The sequence below is a fragment of the Cellvibrio sp. GW822-FHT04B05 genome, from assembly GCF_058800985.1.
The window spans coordinates 691,213-709,728 of sequence record NZ_JBXAMU010000002.1 but is presented as its reverse complement, the minus strand read 5'-3'; the positions used below and the strand labels follow the sequence as shown (position 1 = coordinate 709,728).

At 49.0% G+C, this 18,516-nt stretch carries 15 protein-coding genes; 14 read left to right on the top strand and 1 reads right to left on the bottom strand.

What is annotated here, in order from left to right; genetic code table 11:
* Nucleotides 1–15: 15 nt before the first annotated feature.
* The 14 genes from AC1RJL_RS08595 to djlA all read left to right on the top strand — a co-directional run bounded on the left by AC1RJL_RS08595 (nt 16) and on the right by djlA (nt 17,343).
* Nucleotides 16–1,911, top strand: coding sequence for a methyl-accepting chemotaxis protein (locus AC1RJL_RS08595; RefSeq protein ID WP_492912922.1), 1,896 nt, complete (start codon nt 16–18; stop codon nt 1,909–1,911).
* Nucleotides 1,912–2,152: 241 nt separating this feature from the next.
* Nucleotides 2,153–3,370 (top strand): argininosuccinate synthase, encoded by a 1,218-nt coding sequence (locus tag AC1RJL_RS08590; protein WP_492912920.1) that lies wholly within the window; start codon nt 2,153–2,155, stop codon nt 3,368–3,370.
* 258 nt (nt 3,371–3,628) lie between these two features.
* The gene (gene ccoN / locus AC1RJL_RS08585; RefSeq protein WP_492912918.1) at nt 3,629–5,083 is read left to right on the top strand and encodes a cytochrome-c oxidase, cbb3-type subunit I; all 1,455 of its coding nucleotides are present in this window, start codon (nt 3,629–3,631) and stop codon (nt 5,081–5,083) included.
* A gap of 10 nt (nt 5,084–5,093) precedes the next feature.
* A complete protein-coding gene (gene ccoO, locus AC1RJL_RS08580) occupies nt 5,094–5,705 on the top strand; it encodes a cytochrome-c oxidase, cbb3-type subunit II (RefSeq protein ID WP_492912916.1) in 612 nt (203 codons plus the stop codon).
* Nucleotides 5,705–5,872, top strand: coding sequence for a cbb3-type cytochrome oxidase subunit 3 (locus AC1RJL_RS08575; protein ID WP_492912914.1), 168 nt, complete (start codon nt 5,705–5,707; stop codon nt 5,870–5,872). Before ccoO ends, AC1RJL_RS08575 begins: the two co-directional genes overlap by 1 nt.
* Nucleotides 5,873–5,896: 24 nt before the next feature.
* A complete protein-coding gene (gene ccoP / locus AC1RJL_RS08570) occupies nt 5,897–6,808 on the top strand; it encodes a cytochrome-c oxidase, cbb3-type subunit III (protein ID WP_492912912.1) in 912 nt (303 codons plus the stop codon).
* A 112-nt stretch (nt 6,809–6,920) separates the two neighbouring features.
* Complete coding sequence (ccoG, locus tag AC1RJL_RS08565) at nt 6,921–8,330, top strand: cytochrome c oxidase accessory protein CcoG (protein ID WP_492912910.1); 1,410 nt, start codon at nt 6,921–6,923, stop codon at nt 8,328–8,330.
* A gap of 112 nt (nt 8,331–8,442) precedes the next feature.
* Nucleotides 8,443–8,988 (top strand): FixH family protein, encoded by a 546-nt coding sequence (locus AC1RJL_RS08560; RefSeq protein WP_492912908.1) that lies wholly within the window; start codon nt 8,443–8,445, stop codon nt 8,986–8,988.
* Between the two features lie 10 nt (nt 8,989–8,998).
* On the top strand, nt 8,999–11,431 hold the full coding sequence (locus AC1RJL_RS08555) for a heavy metal translocating P-type ATPase (RefSeq protein ID WP_492912906.1): 2,433 nt from the start codon (nt 8,999–9,001) through the stop codon (nt 11,429–11,431).
* Between the two features lie 20 nt (nt 11,432–11,451).
* On the top strand, nt 11,452–11,685 hold the full coding sequence (ccoS, locus tag AC1RJL_RS08550; RefSeq protein WP_492912904.1) for a cbb3-type cytochrome oxidase assembly protein CcoS: 234 nt from the start codon (nt 11,452–11,454) through the stop codon (nt 11,683–11,685).
* The gene (locus AC1RJL_RS08545; RefSeq protein ID WP_492912902.1) at nt 11,682–12,596 is read left to right on the top strand and encodes an urease accessory protein UreH domain-containing protein; all 915 of its coding nucleotides are present in this window, start codon (nt 11,682–11,684) and stop codon (nt 12,594–12,596) included. The genes ccoS and AC1RJL_RS08545 overlap by 4 nt, the downstream gene beginning before the upstream one ends.
* Nucleotides 12,597–12,869: 273 nt before the next feature.
* Nucleotides 12,870–14,567 carry a BamA/TamA family outer membrane protein gene (locus AC1RJL_RS08540; RefSeq protein WP_492912900.1) on the top strand — a complete coding sequence of 566 codons (1,698 nt, stop codon included), beginning with the start codon at nt 12,870–12,872 and terminating at the stop codon, nt 14,565–14,567.
* 244 nt (nt 14,568–14,811) lie between these two features.
* Entirely contained in the window at nt 14,812–16,431 is a 1,620-nt protein-coding gene (locus AC1RJL_RS08535) for a protein adenylyltransferase SelO (protein ID WP_492912898.1), read from the top strand.
* Between the two features lie 102 nt (nt 16,432–16,533).
* Nucleotides 16,534–17,343, top strand: a complete 810-nt coding sequence (gene djlA, locus AC1RJL_RS08530; protein ID WP_492912896.1) for a co-chaperone DjlA — start codon at nt 16,534–16,536, stop codon at nt 17,341–17,343.
* Nucleotides 17,344–17,358: 15 nt separating this feature from the next.
* Here djlA and AC1RJL_RS08525 read toward each other — a convergent pair whose 3' ends face one another.
* Nucleotides 17,359–18,498, bottom strand: a complete 1,140-nt coding sequence (locus AC1RJL_RS08525; RefSeq protein WP_492912894.1) for a helix-turn-helix domain-containing protein — start codon at nt 18,496–18,498, stop codon at nt 17,359–17,361.
* Between the last annotated feature and the right edge of the window lie 18 nt (nt 18,499–18,516).

Genomic DNA, 18,516 nt, shown 5'->3' with positions numbered 1-18,516 from the left:
CAGTTGGAGCTCACGATGGCAACTCATTGGTCATTACGCAAAAAAATCAGCACGTCAGTTGCTGTGTCCCTTTTAGTAGTTGGATGTGCCGTTTCTTATCTTTCCTACAGCTCGGCGATGAACGCGATGGAGGTCAATATCAATCGCCAGGTTGCCGGTATTTCAGCCACGTTTAGCAAGTATGTGAGCGATTGGTTTGAGCTTAAAGGCAAGGCGCTGGAAGGGTTTCCAGCCTCAGCAACGGAAGAGAATTACAACGCCCACCTCACGCAAGTAAAAATCTCCGCGGATGTCGATAACAGCTTTTTGGCGTTTGCTGATGGCAAGCTCTATAACGCCAACAATCTGGTGATGGCGGCGGGCAATGACGATCCCCGCGTCTGGGGCTGGTATATAGCGGCGATCAAAAATCCGCGCGCTACTTACATTGATAATCCATCAGTTGCATCGGCTACCGGCAAGAATGTAGTGTCGCTCGGGCGTGCAGTCATTAATAGTGATGGCAGCGTCAAGGCTATCCTCGGTATTGATGTAGTGATCGACGATATCGTGCAGCAGTTGCGCGATATTGATCTGCCCGGCAATGGTTATATGTTTATCGCTCGCGGCGGTAAGGTATTCGCCCACGCTGATAAAAACCTGCTCAGTAAATCCCTGGTGGATATCTCTCCCGATCTGACCGATGACAAGCTTCAACAACTGCTGCGGGACAAAGACGATCTGCACTTGATCCAACTCGATGGCAAAACCATGCAGGTGTTTGCCGATGCAATTCCCGGCGCGGATTTGACGCTGGTGATGCTGCTGGAGCGCGAGCTACTTGTCGGCCCGGTGCACTCCACATTAATGGGACAGCTGGCAGTTATCCTGGTGTTGTTGATTGCAACCGTGATTGCACTTAATTGGCTTAATGGTGTGCTTTTGTTGCCGTTACACAATGTTTCCCAATCCTTATCCGATATCGCTTCCGGCGACGGCGACCTGTCGCGCCGCTTACCGGTAACCTCCAATGATGAAGTCGGATTGCTGGCCGCCAACTTCAATTCATTCGTCGATCATATGAACGATTTGGTAAAACACATTCGCCTGCAGGCTACCGATTTACAGGACAATGCCCGCACTATGGCTGATTCCGCTGTCACGTCGGTGCGCGATTTGGGCGTCCAGCAACAGCAAATCGGCATGGTTGCACAAGCCATGAATGAGATGACCAATGCCACCCAGGAAATTGCCCATCACGCTGAACACACTGCCGAAGCAGTGCGGGAATCGGTTAGCAGTGCAAGTGATGGCAAGCAGCAGGTTGATAAAACCCGCGATTCGATTGTGGGACTGGCCAAAAAAGTGGAGCAGGCTGGCAGTGTGATTGCGACCCTCAATACCAATGTGCAAAACATCAGCGGCATTCTTGCCACTATCAAAGGTGTTGCGGAGCAAACCAATTTGCTTGCGCTCAATGCGGCGATTGAAGCGGCGCGCGCAGGAGAGCAGGGCAGGGGTTTTGCGGTGGTGGCCGATGAGGTGCGGGTGCTTTCGCAGCGCACCCATGCCAGCACCGAGGAGATCCAGTCTATGATCGGCGCCCTGCAATCAACCGCGCAAAATGCAGTGGCGATTATGGAGGATAGTCGCCGCCTTGCAACGGGCAGTGTGGACAATGCCGATAATGCATCCAGCTCATTGGATAAAATCAATACTGCCGTAGGGGCGATCAGTGGAATGGCCGCACAGATTGCAACTGCTGCAGAGGAGCAGAGCCATGTGGTCAACGAGGTATTGAATAACATCACCGCGATTAAACAGGTGGCTGATAATTCGGCTGAGGTTGCTCATCAGGGCGATACGCGCGCAAAAAGTTTGCAGGATTTAGCGCGCGCGCTGAACGATAAAGTGTCCACTTTCCGCCTCTGATTAACGCGCGATTTACCCATACAACAAAAGCAACCAATCCGGTTGCTTTTGTTTTTTTAGCCGATGAAACCTGCGATGCTTGAGAGCGGTTTTCATTTAGCATCAAAAGCCGTTATTTAGCCGTCGCAAGTGTGGGAATTTGCTTGGCTTGCGAGTACAATCCCGCGCCCAAGTAGGTACTGGTCTGTGGCTTGTGGATCGTGCCCGGTGAATTGTCAACGAGTTATAGCGGGAGCTTCCCATGTCGTCTATCAAAAAAGTCGTGTTGGCCTATTCCGGTGGCCTGGACACTTCAGTAATCGTCAAATGGCTGCAAGAAAACTACAACTGTGAAGTTATCACCTTCACTGCCGATATCGGCCAGGGTGAAGAAGTAGAGCCAGCGCGCGCCAAAGCCCAGGCGCTCGGCGTAAAACAAATCTATATTGACGACCTGCGCGAAGAGTTTGTCCGCGATTTCGTGTTCCCGATGTTCCGTGCGAACACCATTTATGAAGGCGAGTATTTACTCGGTACCTCAATCGCCCGTCCACTGATCGCCAAGCGTTTGATCGAAATCGCCAACGAAGTGGGCGCGGATGCGATCTCCCACGGTGCCACCGGTAAAGGTAATGACCAGGTGCGCTTCGAGCTGGGTGCCTACGCGCTTAAGCCAGGCATTAAAGTAATTGCCCCGTGGCGCGAGTGGGATCTGACTTCCCGTGAGACCCTGATGGCGTATTGCGAACAACACAATATCCCGGTTGATTTCACCAAGAAGAAAAAATCGCCTTACTCTATGGATGCCAACCTGCTGCACATCTCCTATGAAGGCAAGGTTCTGGAAAACCCATGGACTGAAGCTGAAGAAGATATGTGGCGCTGGACTGTGACTCCGGAAGCAGCTCCTGATAAGGCAACTTATCTCGAACTGACTTACGAGAAAGGCGACATCGTTGCTATTGATGGCAAGCCAATGTCTCCTGCCACTGTGCTGTCTTACCTGAATAAAGTCGGTGGCGAGAACGGCGTTGGCCGTTTGGATATCGTGGAAAACCGCTATGTAGGCATGAAGTCGCGCGGCTGTTATGAAACGCCGGGCGGCACCATCATGATGCGTGCGCATCGTGCAATTGAATCAATTACGCTCGATCGCGAAGTTGCCCACTTGAAAGATAGCCTGATGCCTAAATATGCGGAGATGATCTACAACGGATACTGGTGGAGCCCGGAGCGCCTGATGCTGCAGGCGGCGATCGATCAGTCCCAGGTTCATGTTAATGGTGATGTGCGCGTGAAACTCTATAAAGGTTCTGTGCATGTGGTTGGACGCCGTTCTGCCGACAGCTTGTTTGATGAAAAAGTAGCGACTTTTGAAGACGATGCCGGTGCATATAATCAGAAAGATGCAGAAGGTTTCATCAAACTGAACGCTTTGCGTATGCGTATTGCTGCAAACAAAGGACGTACCCTCAAGTAAAAACAACAAATGCCGAAATACCGGTTTGTACAGAAAATATCCATTTATGGGCTATTCTACAAACCGGTTAAACGCGCATAAATAATTTGATAAATATCAATCCTTGCACTGGTTAGGTGAGACAAATTGCCACGCATAAGGCAAAATGCCGCACCTAAAGTAGGGGTATAGGCGTGATGATTGCCGTATAGCTTTGAGCGACAAGTGGCGCTGGCAGAACAAACGATTTCATTTTTCTTTAAGTAATAGGAAAGTCCTATGGGTAGTCATGCGACAGTAGCTGGGGATCCTCCAGTATACGACTTCGATATAGTGCGCAAATTCTCCATTATGACCATTGTTTGGGGCATATTTGGGATGGGAATTGGCGTTCTTATCGCATCTCAGTTGGTTTGGCCGGGTCTTAATGACTTGCTGCAACCATACACCAGCTTCGGCCGTTTGCGTCCGTTGCATACTAACGCGGTAATTTTTGCATTCGGCGGTTGTGCACTTTTTGCTACCTCCTACTATGTAGTACAGCGTACTTGTCAGGCGCCGCTCTTCGGTGGATGGTTGGTTCCGTTCACTTTCTGGGGCTGGCAAACCGTTATTGTTCTGGCGGCGATTACCCTGCCACAAGGTATTACCTCTGCCAAGGAATACGCAGAGCTGGAATGGCCAATTGATATCCTGCTGGCGCTGGTGTGGATTTCCTACGCCATCGTTTTCTTCGGCACCATCGTCAAGCGCAGAACCTCGCACATTTATGTAGCTAACTGGTTCTATGGTGGCTTCATTGTCACTGTTGCGGTACTGCACATTGTCAACAGTGCATTTGTACCGGTTACCCTGACGAAGTCTTATTCAGCCTATGCCGGCGCTGCTGACGCCATGGTGCAGTGGTGGTACGGCCATAACGCGGTAGGGTTCTTCCTGACGGCGGGCTTCCTCGGCATGATGTATTACTTCGTACCCAAACAGGCGGGTCGTCCTGTTTACTCTTACCAGTTGTCGATTGTTCACTTCTGGGCATTGATCTCCCTGTACATCTGGGCTGGTTCGCACCACTTGCACTACTCCGCATTGCCGGATTGGACCCAGTCCCTGGGTATGGTGATGTCTCTGATCCTGCTCGCGCCAAGCTGGGGCGGTATGATCAACGGTATTATGACCCTGTCAGGTGCCTGGCATAAATTGCGTACCGACCCTACCTTGCGTTTCCTCGTGGTTGCTCTCTCTTTCTACGGTATGTCGACGTTTGAAGGCCCGATGATGGCCATCAAAAACGTAAACGCACTGTCGCACAACACCGACTGGACCGTAGGTCACGTTCACTCAGGCGCCCTTGGTTGGGTAGCAATGATTTCTATCGGCGCGCTTTACCACATGCTGCCCAAGTTGTTTAACCGCGAAGAAATGTTCAGCGTAAAACTGATCAACCTGCACTTCTGGTTGGCGACCGTAGGTACGGTACTTTACGTAGTGGCGATGTGGATTAACGGTATCGGCCAAGGTTTGATGTGGCGTGCGTTTAACCCGGACGGCTCATTGACCTACAGCTTTATCGAAACGGTTGTATTCAGCAAAGGTGGTTACATCATGCGCGCAATCGGCGGTGTCTTCTTCCTGACAGGCATGCTGATCATGGCATACAACACTTATCGCACTGTAAAAGCGGCCAACCTGGCTGCAGAGACTGCTAATCAGCCTGCTCAGGCACCAGCTGTTTAAGGGGAATGCCGTGAAAGGTCATGAAATAGTAGAAAAGAACATCGGTCTGATGACTGTATTTATGGTTATCGCTATCAGCTTTGGCGGTTTGGTGGAAATCGTTCCGCAATTCTTTTTAAAGCAAACTACTACTCCGGTAGAAGGTTTGAAGCCGCTTAACGCTGTACAACTGGAAGGTCGCGATATCTATATCCGTGAAGGTTGCCACGTCTGTCATACCCAGATGGTGCGTCCACTACGTGCTGAAGTTGAACGCTACGGCCACTATTCGGTAGCGGGTGAATCGGTTTATGAGCATCCGTTCCTGTGGGGTTCCAAGCGTACCGGTCCTGATCTGGCGCGTGTAGGTGGTCGCTATTCAGACGATTGGCATAAAGTGCATTTGTTTAATCCGCGTATCGTAGTACCTGAGTCGATCATGCCAGCTTATCCACACTTGTATGACAACAGACTGGATGGCAAACACACCGAAGGCAAAATGCGCGCATTGTCTAAAGTCGGCGTTCCATACACCGAAGAAGATTTTGCCGGTGCCAGGCAAGCTGTGCAGGGCGTAACTGAAATGGATGCATTGGTAGCTTACTTGCAAAACCTGGGCTTGCTGCTCAAAGAGAAGCGCTAATGGACGCAGGAACAGTTGGCGCAATTTCAACGGTACTGGTAACCATTGCCTTCTTCGGCGTTTGCTTTTGGGCGTTTTCGCCCAAACTCAAAAAGCGCTTTGAAGAAGATGCCAAGTTGCCATTTGCCGATGAACCTAAAGACAAGCAGACAGATGATCACAAGTAATCATCGATAGGGCGGATTTTAACTATGAGTACTTTTTGGAGCCTTTGGATCATTATCCTGACAACCACCAATCTGGTGTTGCTGTTGTGGATACTCTTCGCCAACCGCAAAAAAGCGGTCGTAGGTGAAGAAAGCACGGAAGCCAAAACCACCGGTCACGAATACGACGGTATTGAGGAATATGACAATCCTCTGCCACGCTGGTGGTTCTTCATGTTTGTGTTGACCTTCATTTTCGCGTTTGGCTACCTGATTATTTATCCGGGTTACGGCGCTTACGAGGGCTTGAAATTTAAAGATAGCCCCGCATGGACATCAGTAGGGGAATTGCGTGGCGATCAGGCAAAAGCTGAAAAGGTTTATGCCGAGACTTACGGTGTTTATTCCAAGATGTCGATTGAAGAGGTTGCCAGAAATCCGGACGCGCTGAAAATGGGCTTTCGTCTGTTCTCCAACAATTGCGCTGTATGTCATGGTGCGGATGGCGGTGGCAACCCGGGCTTTCCTAACTTGACGGATAAGGATTGGCTGTACGGTGGTACTCCCGAGAAAATCCACGAAACCATTGTGAATGGCCGTAAAGCTGCTATGCCTGCCTGGGGTGCTATTCTGGGTGAAGAAGGAGTAGTTGATGTTGCCGAATATGTTCTACAACTTTCCGGTAACAAGCACGATGCAGAAAAAGCCGAAGCTGGCGCCAGGTTGTATACCGCTAACTGCGTGGTATGTCATGGTACAGATGGTAAGGGTAATCAATTGGTAGGTGCGCCTAACCTGACCGACAAGATCTGGTTGTACGGCGGCGAGCCAGCGACTATTCGCCAGACAATCCGTGATGGCCGCAATGGTGAGATGCCAGCGCAGCAAGAGTTGTTAAAAGAAGACAGGATTCATTTGTTAGCAGCCTATGTTTACAGTTTGTCATTGGAAGAGTAAGCAACAGCTCTTCCTGCAAGGAAGGCAGGCTCAGGCCTGCCTTTTTTTTCGCACTCAATTAATGTTCCTGTCGATAAAGTAGTCAGATCGGTGGAGTAGTGAGGTAATCCCCTTGAGTGAAAAGCCGTCTTCAGACCAATCGTCAAAGCCAGCGGATACCGGTATCCGTTATGTAAATCTCTACGAGGCTGACGATAAGATCTACACCCGTCGCATCACCGGTTTTTACCAACGTCTTCGCCGTTACACCGGCATCCCGTTAATGCTCGGCTTTTTGCTGCTGCCCTGGTTGGTAATTGATGGTCGTCCCGCCATTTTGTTCGATTTACCCGAGCGCAAATTCCATATCCTCTGGCTGACATTTTGGCCGCAAGATGCCATCTACCTTGCATGGTTGCTGGTGATAGCTGCGTTCCTGCTGTTTACCGTGACGGTGCTGGTAGGGCGGGTCTGGTGCGGATTTACCTGTCCACAGACCGTCTGGACACAAATGTTTATCTGGGCCGAGCATCTCTGTGAAGGCGACCGCAATAAACGCATGAAGCTGGACGCACAGCCCTGGAACTTTGAAAAAATCTGGCGCAAAAGTGCAACCCAATCCATCTGGATTGCGATTTCCCTGGTCACATCGTTGACGTTTATTGGCTACTTTGTGCCGATCCGCAGTTTGATCGTCAACTTTTTCACCTTTAACCTGGATTTGATGACCGCTTTCTGGGTGCTGTTTTACCTTGGCGCCACCTACATGAACGCCGGTTTTATGCGCGAGCAGTTCTGTAAATATATCTGCCCCTACGCACGTTTCCAGGCGGTAATGTACGACAAAGACACACTCACCGTGTCCTATAACGCGGTGCGCGGCGAAGCCCGCGGCCCGCGTAAACCCGGTGATGATTACAAGGCTAAAGGTTTGGGTGATTGTATCGATTGCTCCTGGTGTGTGCAGGTGTGCCCGGTCGATATTGATATCCGCGATGGATTGCAGGCGGAGTGTATTGATTGCGGATTGTGTGTCGACGCGTGTAATACCGTCATGGATAGAATGGGCTATCCGCGCGGTCTGATCAGCTTCACAACGGAAGATGCTATCAACAGCGGCAAAACCAAAATCCTCCGTCCGCGGTTATTTGGCTACGGGCTGATGTTGTTAGTGATGATTTCGCTGTTTATCTACTCGATCGCGACCCGTGTGCCTGTGGGGCTGGAGGCGCAGCGCGACCGCGGCGTGCGCATGTTCCGTGAAGTGGAAGATACCATCCAGAACGTATACACCTTGAAAATCAGCAATATGGATCGCAGCACCCACATTTATGATGTGGAAGTGGAAGGTGACTATGACTTTAAGGTTCAAGGCTACAAATCTATTCCTGCACTTGAAGGCGAGGTGCTAACTATTCCGGTGCGGGTATCTGTTAATAAAGAAGATCTGAAAGACAAGAAGTCTGAAATTCGTTTCCGCGTCCGTGCGCGTGAGAATCCGGAAATTACCGCGACCAATACCACCACGTTTATTGGTCCCTAAGCGTCGGCCTGAATATAGTGGGGTTAAATTAAAGGTTGTCTGAGTGAGTGTTGCGCAGAAAGGTGTTTCCCAGAAAGGTGTTTCCCAGAAAAGTGTTGCCCAGAGAGAAGTTATGAACGACTCAACCGAAGAAATTGTAAAACCCTGGTATCGCCAGTTTTGGTTCTGGTTTGTATTCAGTCCGTTGATCTATATCGTCATTATGTGTTCGATTACGGTGACTATTGCGCTAAAAGGCGCGGATGATGTCATCATCGACAATTATTACAAAGAAGGGCGCATGATCAACCAGGCGCTTGAGCAGGATAAGCACGCGCACGAATTGGGTTTGAGTGGCGAGTTGCGTTTTGATCGCGCCAGCGGCGATGTATTGCTCACCATCGCGAATGTTCCTGCCGATGCCACGCTGATGCCGAACGAGTTACTGCTTATGATGGGGCATCCGGTAAAAGCCGCAAAAGACCAGTTGATTACCCTCAAGGTGATTGCGCCGGGTCATTATCGCGGTGAGTTGAAAGCAGAACCTGACTACTCTTGGTATTTGACGCTCTATCCGGTTAATAATCTGGAATTGCGCAAAGAAGCTCCCTGGACTTTGAGCGGTGAAATCAACTTCCGCGAATCCGAAGTAACGGCGCTGACGCCACGAGTCGAGTAGCCAAGGTTACATGACATCCACCGCGTCTCCTGGTGTTCCCATTGAGCAGGCCTGTTATCACTGCGGTCTGCCGGTACCTCCTGCCAGTTATTACCCGGTTGTTATTCAAGGTAAAGAGCAACGCATGTGTTGCCTTGGTTGTCAGGCGGTTGCCATGGCTATCGTCGACGGTGGCTTGGAGAATTTTTACCAATTCCGCACCGCCAGTAATGATCGGCCTGAGGTAACCGGGCAAGATGACCGTCGCTGGGATATTTACGACTTGCCCGAAGTTCAGGCTGAATTTGTGATTCCCTTTGATGGCAATATCAAACAGGCCAACCTGCTGCTTGAAGGTATCAGTTGTGCCGCCTGTAGTTGGTTGATCGAAACCCGCCTCAAAAAAAATCCGGCGATCCAATCCGTCACCGTCAATCTCAGTACCCACCGTTGCGCGATTGTGTGGGATTCGCAATTTCCCCTGAGTGAGATTTTCCAATCACTCGCCGCGATTGGCTATCTGCCGCGTCCGGCGACGGATGATCAACAGCAACAACTGATCAAAAAAGAAAACCGCATTGCCCTGTTCCGCATAGGGGTTGCCGGGTTTGGCACTATGCAGGTGATGATGGTCGCCGTGGGGATGTATACCGGCGCAACCGATTTTTGGCTGGATTTTTTGCGCTGGCTATCAATGCTGGTGGCGGCACCGGTGGTGTTTTTTTCGGCTTGGCCATTTTTCCTGGCAGCTTGGCGCAGCATTAAAATGCGCCATTTAGTGATGGATGTTCCTGTCGCTTTGGCGATTGGCCTGGCATACATTGCCAGTGTATGGGCAACTGTTTCCGGTACTGGCGAGGTTTATTTCGAATCCGTTTCCATGTTCACGCTGTTTTTGCTGATTGGTCGTTACGTGGAGCTGCGCGCACGCCACCGCAATCGCCTCGCGTTCGGCAATCTGGCGCAATTAATGCCACTGACGGCCTGCTGTTTGCGCGAGGAAAATGGTAATGAAGTTGAAGAGTCCAGGCCGATTAAAACCTTGCAACTGGGCGATTTGATTCTGGTTAAAGCAGGTGAGACCTTTCCCTGCGATGGCCGTATAGTGGCGGGCGAAAGCGCTGTGGTAGAAGCCTTGCTTACGGGGGAGTCCCGTCCGGTCAGCAAAAAACCAGGCGATATGGTGATCGCCGGTACGCTCAATAATCACAGTCCGCTCAAAGTAGTGGTAACCGCCTTGGGTGCGGCAACCCAACTCTCGGCTATCGAGCGTTTGGCTACGCAAGCAGCCGATGAAAAACCGCAGCAAGTAATGGTTGCGGATCGGATCGCGCGCTTTTTTATCGCCCGGTTACTCATTATTTGTAGCATCGTGTTTGCCTTCTGGCTTTGGTATCGCCCGGAGCAAGCGCTTTGGGTAACTTTATCGGTGTTGGTGGTGACCTGTCCCTGTGCCTTGGCGCTGGCGATGCCGGCGGCTTTGTCGGCCGCAACTGCCAATCTGCGCAAGCGTGGGTTTTTGGTAGCGCGCGGCCATGTGATTGAAGCGTTAAGCAGCGTGAATCGCGTTATTTTCGATAAAACCGGTACCCTCACCAAAGGCAAATTTGTCATGGCGCAGATCAAGCCCTATGCCGGTGTCAGCCAAAGCGATCATGACCTGTTGGGCATAGCTGCGGCATTGGAGGCAGGTTCGAACCATCCTTTGGCGGCCGCATTCCACCCCTGGCAGGATGTGTTCAAGGCGCAGGATATTAAACAAACTACTGCAGCCGGTGTGGAAGGGCGTATCGGGGACGAGTCCTATCGCTTGGGAACCGCAGGGTTCGCTACCGGGCAACTGGCCAATTTCAATGGGGCGCTTGAATTACCCGATGCGCTCCACACCTGGCTGTTGCTCGCCAGTACGCAAACGCCGCTGGCATGGATTGCCGTGGTTGATGAAGTTCGCCCGGATGCGTCTCCGTTAATCCAGCGGCTTAAAGCGCAAGGCATTGCAGTAGAATTGCTTAGTGGCGATCAATCCGGCGCAGTGGCGCAATTAGCGCAACAACTTGGTATAGAAAACTATGTTGCCGGTGCAAAACCAGGCGACAAATTGTCGCATTTAAACCAGCGGCAGGCGGCAGGTGATAAAGTGCTTATGATTGGGGATGGCATCAATGATGTACCGGTCTTGTCGGGTGCCGATGTCTCGGTTGCTATGGCCTCGGCCTCGGATTTGGCGCAGACTCGCGCTGATTCGGTGTTGCTGAATGATCGGCTGGAAGTATTGGCGGATGCACTCGATATCGCCCACCGCACCAAAGCGATCATCAAGCAGAACCTGCGTTATTCGCTGATCTATAACCTGCTCGCATTGCCTCTGGCGGCGGCCGGAATGATTCCACCCTGGCTGGCAGCCATCGGCATGACTGCCAGCTCGTTGATCGTGATCTTTAACGCACTGCGTTTAACCAGGTAATTTCATCGCGTGAGCCATTAATGGAAAGTCTGTATTTTCTTGTCCCTTGTGCACTGATTTTTATTGGTCTGGCGATCAAGGTATTGTTTTGGGCGCTAAATAATGGCCAGTACGACAATCTTGATACTGAAGCACATCGTATATTGTTTGATACGGAACAATCCAAAATAGACAAATCCAGCCAGGATAAGCCCAACCAAGACAAATCCGCTCCCACACCTGATGTTCAGGACGACAAGACTCCCCCGGTATGATAATTGAATGGTCAGCCCTCACAGCCGCTTTCCTGCTAGGCCTCTTTAGCAGTGCTCATTGCGTGGGTATGTGCGGCGGCATTATGGGTGCCTTAAGTATGGCCGTGCCCGCCAACGCCAAAGCGCGCCGTTGGCTCATCCTGCTCAGTTATAACCTCGGGCGTATCTTCAGTTATGCATTAATGGGCGCGATTGTGGGGATCTTCGCGCAGCAGATTACAGCCTCGGGCGGGGCAGTGTGGCTGCGCTGGCTCGCCGGTTTATTGCTGATTGCCATGGGTTTATATCTTGCCAATTGGTGGCGTGGACTTACTTATCTGGAAACCGGCGGTCGTTACCTGTGGGCTTATCTGCAGCCTTTGGGCAAAGCGCTTATGCCGGTTGATACGGCCACGAAAGCCGTTTTATTGGGAGGAATTTGGGGGTGGTTGCCCTGTGGATTGGTCTATTCCGCCCTGGCTTATGCGATGGCACAAGGTCATGCCGTTGGTGGCGGATTGGTAATGCTGGCCTTTGGACTGGGCACTTTACCTACTGTCCTTGCGACGGGTTTTGCCGCGCAGCAGCTTGGGCGCTTGTTACAGCGTCGCCAGATCCGCTGGAGTTTCGCGTTGCTGGTTATCCTGTTTGGACTCTTAACGATTTGGGGCGGCGGACATAATAGCCACGAGCACCATCACGGCGATGAGCAGCATAACCATCAGCATGCACCTGATCAACCAGATGACCAATCACACGAGCACGAGCACCATCACCCGGACAGTTCTTCCGCAGAACAACGCAATCCATACGATCATTCGGGCATGAATCACCCCGAAATGGATCACTCTCCGCATGCGAGTGATAATGGCTCTTCGATGGATGATCAACAACCGCATTCCGTTTTATCCTCCAGCACACGTTACCACTAAAAACTTTTAACAGCTGCCTGCTAGGTTCGCCAATCTTGTCATGCTAAGGTGCGCGTTCTTTGAAGCTGTGTAGTTAAGTTGACGCCATGGCTAAGCTCGAAACCGAACAGATATTTTCTACTACAGTTATTTATTATTCGTTACAGCAGGCTAATGCCCTTATCCCGCGTATACTTTTTTTGACGAGATTGTGGGAGGTTAATTTTCAGGCAGAGAGCTGATAGTAAAAATTGGATGTTGGACATAGCATTGAGCGAGCAACGAGGCATTATTATGATAAAACCCCCGTATATCGGGTTATTTAGTATGTTGGCTTTTTTACCCCTGTGGGTTAATGCCGAAGAGCCTGCCATTACTGCGGAAGTCGATCCAACTTGCGAAAATTTTTACGCATCCGGCAAAAAAATTACCGATATTAAAGATTCCCGCATTACGTCTACACGCTTCAATGGCTTGGAAGGAAAGAAGATTCGTCATATTGAATACAACAACAAATCAGTATTCGATAAAGATGACCCGGACGAAAATAATCGCTTGTATATGTTCCTTAATAAATTGCATGTGAACACGCGCCCGACGGTCGTGCGTACGCAATTATTATTTCAAGAGGGCGATCAGTTCAATCAACAAAAAGTGGAAGAAAGTGAGCGCATTTTGCGCAGGCGACCTTATCTTGCCAACGCTTATATTTTACCGAAAGCAATCTGTGCCGAGCAGGTTGATTTGGTTGTCATCACCCAGGATTCCTGGGCATTAGAACCACAGATATCAGTAAGTAAAGAATCCCAGGGAACTGAATCCGGTTTTGCAATTTCTGATGGCAACATCATGGGAACGGGAACGGAATTCACTGTCGGTTATGAACAAAATAATGATCGCAACCTGATCAGTTATGATATCAGTAATCCGCATATTTTTAATTCGCAAATTTCCACGCGTATTTATTACGCCGATACCAGTGATGGTCGCGACACTATTGTCAAAATTGAACATCCTTTCTATTCTCTGGAGACTCCCTGGGCAACCGGTTTTTATACTCAGGATGTGACACAGGAATTGAGAATCCGTCACGGCGATGAGGAAATAAACCGTTTTCGTCATCAGAGTATGTTCAATGAAGTTTATTTTGGTATGGCTACTGATGTTCAGGATACACATACCCAACGTTGGTTAATTGGTCTTTCCAACGAAGAAGATAATTTCTTTGAGATGGATGAAACCCTTCAGGCTGTACCGCAGCAACGTAAGACAGCTTACCCCTGGATCGAATATCAATATCTGGAAAATCGTTTCGGGGTATTTAAAAACGTAAACCAGATTCAGCGTCCGGAAGATATCGCGCTTGGTCAGAACTTCACCTTCCGGGTTGGTTATGCGGGGACCCAACTTGATAACCCTGATGACGTGACACGTTTTATCGGGCAATACACCAACATTATTGGTATAAGTGAACAGCATATTATGGAAGCTGGTGTAACCGTTGACGGTCGGCACCACTCAAAATTGGAGCAGGCGAACAGCACGGTGATGGGAGTGGATTTTGCTTACAATTATTTTGTCGATGAAAAAAATCGCTGGTATATGGGCTTCCAATATCAAGTCGGGCAAGATCTTGCCCAGTATGAAGAGTTGACGGTTGGTGATGTTAACGGTTTGCGTGGTTACCCGTCGGAGTACCAGCGCGGTGATGAGCGCTACGTATTCACTATTGAGCGCCGCTATTTTTCTGATATCCATATTTTCAATATTTTACGTGTAGGCGTGGTGGCTTTCTTCGATGTGGGTAAAGCCTGGGGACTGGAGCAATATGGTGAGAGTCCAACATTGAGTAACGTTGGTTTTGGTTTGCGTCTCAGTTCGACCAAGGTGCGTATTGGAAATGTTGTCCACGTTGATGTGGCAACACCATTAACCGCGCGCGACGGCTTGAACGAATATCAGTTGACCATCGGTGCACAGAAAAAATTCTAGCCATCCTGCAGCAATTGCCGGAGTCATCCGGCGATTGAATCTCGTGTCATTATTGATAACTATTTTTAGTTAAGACTAATTTAAGGTTGTTTCGGTAGCCTTTATCTAGCTGTCTTGCGTTTGTTGAAGATCCCGATGGCCATAAAGTTGAGTTGCTCGATATCGAGTAGTTTTTCTTACCCTACATCTGACTTGTTGAATGCGTAACTCCAACAACAAATGAGCGACCTCGCAGTTGATATCCATGATCACACAACTTGACCAACTCCAATTTGATAACCGTTTAGTGCGTGAACTTCCCGCAGATCCTATTACGGAAAATTATCGCCGCCAGGTCGCCGGTGCAATTTATTCACACGTAAAACCAACATCGGTAAAAAATCCGCAGTTGGTGGCCGGTGCGAAAGAGGTTGCTGCATTGCTGGATTTGCCTGAATCTATTTTTACGCAGCCGGAATTTGCACAGGTATTTGGCGGTAATCAATTACTCACCGGCATGGACCCCCATGCCTGTTGTTATGGGGGTCATCAGTTTGGTAACTGGGCGGGGCAATTGGGTGACGGCCGCGCGATTAATCTTGGTGAGGTTCGCAATCAACAAGGTGAGCATTGGACACTGCAATTAAAAGGTGCAGGGCCTACCCCTTATTCGCGCACTGCTGATGGTTTGGCGGTGTTGCGCTCTTCAGTGCGTGAGTTTTTATGTAGCGAGGCGATGTTTCATTTACGTGTTCCTACTACGCGTGCGCTCAGCCTTGTTACAACTGGGGAGTGGGTGCGTCGCGATATGTTTTACGATGGCAATCCACAGTTGGAACCCGGTGCAGTTGTTTGCCGTGTTGCCCCCAGTTTTACTCGCTTCGGCAATTTTGAAATTTTATCGGCGCGCGGTGATAGTGAGTTATTAAAAAAACTGGCTGACTTCACTATCCGCTCTGATTTTCCTCACTTAATCGATGAAGAATCAGCTGCTATCGATACAGGTATTTATTTGCAATGGTTCAATGAAGTTTGCATCGGTACTGCGCGGATGATTGCGCATTGGATGCGCGTCGGTTTTGTGCACGGTGTGATGAATACCGACAACATGTCGATCCTTGGTTTAACCATTGATTACGGTCCATATGGTTGGCTGGAAGGTTATGAGCCTGATTGGACCCCCAACACTACCGATGCCCAGGGGCGTCGCTACCGCTACATTAACCAGCCGCGCATCGCCTTATGGAATCTCACGCAGCTCGCTAACGCAATTTATCCATTGATCAATGAAGTCGAACCCCTACAACAGGCACTGGAAAATTATCGCACCGAATACGAGCGCTGTGCGCAGCGCGATATGGCTAATAAATTAGGTCTAAGCAGGTTTGATCCTGCGCAAGACCAAATACTGACTGATAATTTATTACAGGCATTGCAAACAGCTGAAATCGATATGACGATTTTTTATCGCCAACTCGCCCATCTGACGCTTGATGACATTCATCAGTACACCGACCGGCAATGGGTTGATATCGTAAGGAGCGCTTATTATTCCGCGCCGGATGCTGCAGCAGAAGCGGCGATGGCTGATTGGATGCGCACTTATGCGCAGCGCTTGCAGCAGGATTATGTTCTGAATGGCAATGATGATACCCAACGCCGTGAACGGATGAATGCGGTTAATCCAAAATATGTACTGCGCAATTATCTTGCCCAGCAAGCAATCGATAAAGCGGCTGAGGGCGATAATTCCGAGGTGGAAAAGTTATTGCAAATATTGCGCAAGCCCTACGCCGAGCAACCCGAATATGAGGAATATTTTGCCAGGCGTCCGGAGTGGGCGCGGCATAAAGCAGGTTGTTCAATGTTATCGTGCAGTTCGTAAGATTTAATAACATCGCCTGATTCTCCCCCAAAATTTATGACTCGCGGAATGTTTGTTGTTATTGATGATGTATCCGCTTTTTATTGAATAGTTGAGAATATTATGATCGGAAAAGTGTTGGGTTTTATCGCTGGTATTTTTGTTGGCGGTCCTTTCGGTGCAATTGTCGGTGCCATTTTAGGGCACTTTTTAATTGATCGTAAAAGAAACGTAGCGCCTAAAATGTCCAATGAGCAATTACATGCGATACAGGCAAATTTTTTCACCACCGTTTTTTTACTATTGGGACATTTGGCCAAATCCGATGGCCGTGTGAGTGAAACAGAAATCCAGTTAACTGAATCGCTGATGGGTAAAATGGGGTTAACCCCGGATCATCGCCGCGAAGCCATACGTTTATTTAAAGTAGGCGCGGGGGATGATTTTAATTTCGATGCAGTGATGAACGAGTTTAAACAACACTGCGGCGCGAGCCCCAATTTGGTCAATATGTTGCTGGTTAACCTTGTCAATCTGGCGATGGCCGATGGTGTGTTGGATAATCAGGAGGCGCAAGTATTGCGGCAGGTAGCTGAGCGCCTTGGATTTTCGCGTTTCGCCTTTGAGCAACTGCTGCGTATGCTTAACGCACAAAATGCTTTCAGGCAAGAACAGGGTCAATATCAAGGACAATCGCAAGGGAGTTATCAGCGCGCTCCGCGTCCCGACGAATTGGTACTCGCTTATGAAGCCTTGGGTGTAGAAAAAACGGCTACTGATGCTGAGTTGAAAAAAGCCTATCGTAAATTAATGAGTGAATACCACCCTGACAAGCTGATCGGACAAGGTATGCCTGATGACATGATTAAAGCGGCCACTGAACGTTCGCAGGAAATTCAGGCTGCATACGATCTCATTAAAAAATCCCGCTAGCACTATAAGCTGGTATTAACCGGGACCGTGTAATTTACGATCCCGGTATTCACTGGGTGTTATCCCTTCGCTACGTTTGAAAAAGCTGTTGAATACAGACTTGTTGTTGAATCCTACCTCCAAATAAATATCCGTAATCGTTTTATCTGCATAATCCGCACGTGCTAATAATTGTTTAGCTTCACTAATCCGGTAGCGGTTAATAAATTGATAAAAGTTGAGCTGGTAGTGAAGTTTGAGCACCAGCGATAGCTTTTTGGGATGTAGTTTTGCCTCGTTGGCGAGCTTATCAAGAGTAATATCCGAGTTGGTGTAATATTTTTTCTCAGTCATCACCTGTTCAATTTTGCTGATCGATAGCGGGTCGATAACCGGCGCTTTTTCTTCTTTGAGCTCAAAGGCGGGAGCTTCATTCACTGACTTAACCGACGAAAAGAAGATGAACTTGAGAAAAATAAGAATGTTGATGACCGCAAAATTTAAATAGTAGCCACTAAGGCCAACAACGTTCAAAAGATCCAGATCGAAGCGCCCCTCAAATAGCTCAGTCAGTTTTATAGACAGCAAAATACTATCCCAGGCGAAGAGTGCGACAAACGATACCAGCATGATTTTAAGCCAGGCCAAATCGCTCATTTTGAGGTTGGCGTACACATGCTGTAATTGCTTGCTGTAATTAAATACCAATGAAAAACACCAAAGTGCATAGAGTAATCGTAGATATCTGCCTGCCGATTCAAAATAAAGGTAGGGTGATGAATAGGCGATATGCTGTGACTCTATCAACCAATATTTTTGTGAATAATCTTTGTTATAGAAAATAAAAATCATGCAGACTGAATAAAAGATAACCGGCAGCAAGTGCCATGCATGTTGTTTTTTTATCGCGAAGTCTTTAAAAAGCATCGCCCGGACAAAAAAGTAGAGCAGGCAGCCATCCAGGAAATAGGCATAGCTGCCGATAAAGAAATAATTGGGGGAATGGTTGAGTAACCAGATACGAAACTGGCTTCCCCAAAATGTCAGTTCGTGTAGGGTAATAAGTACATGGGCAAGTAAAAAGCCGACTAAAAAATAGTTGCTGAGTGTCTTTTCTTTATTGGTTGCTGCAAGGAGTATTGCAAACAACAAACATTCAAAGGCGGTTAATACCATAAGTACATCGTGAAAATT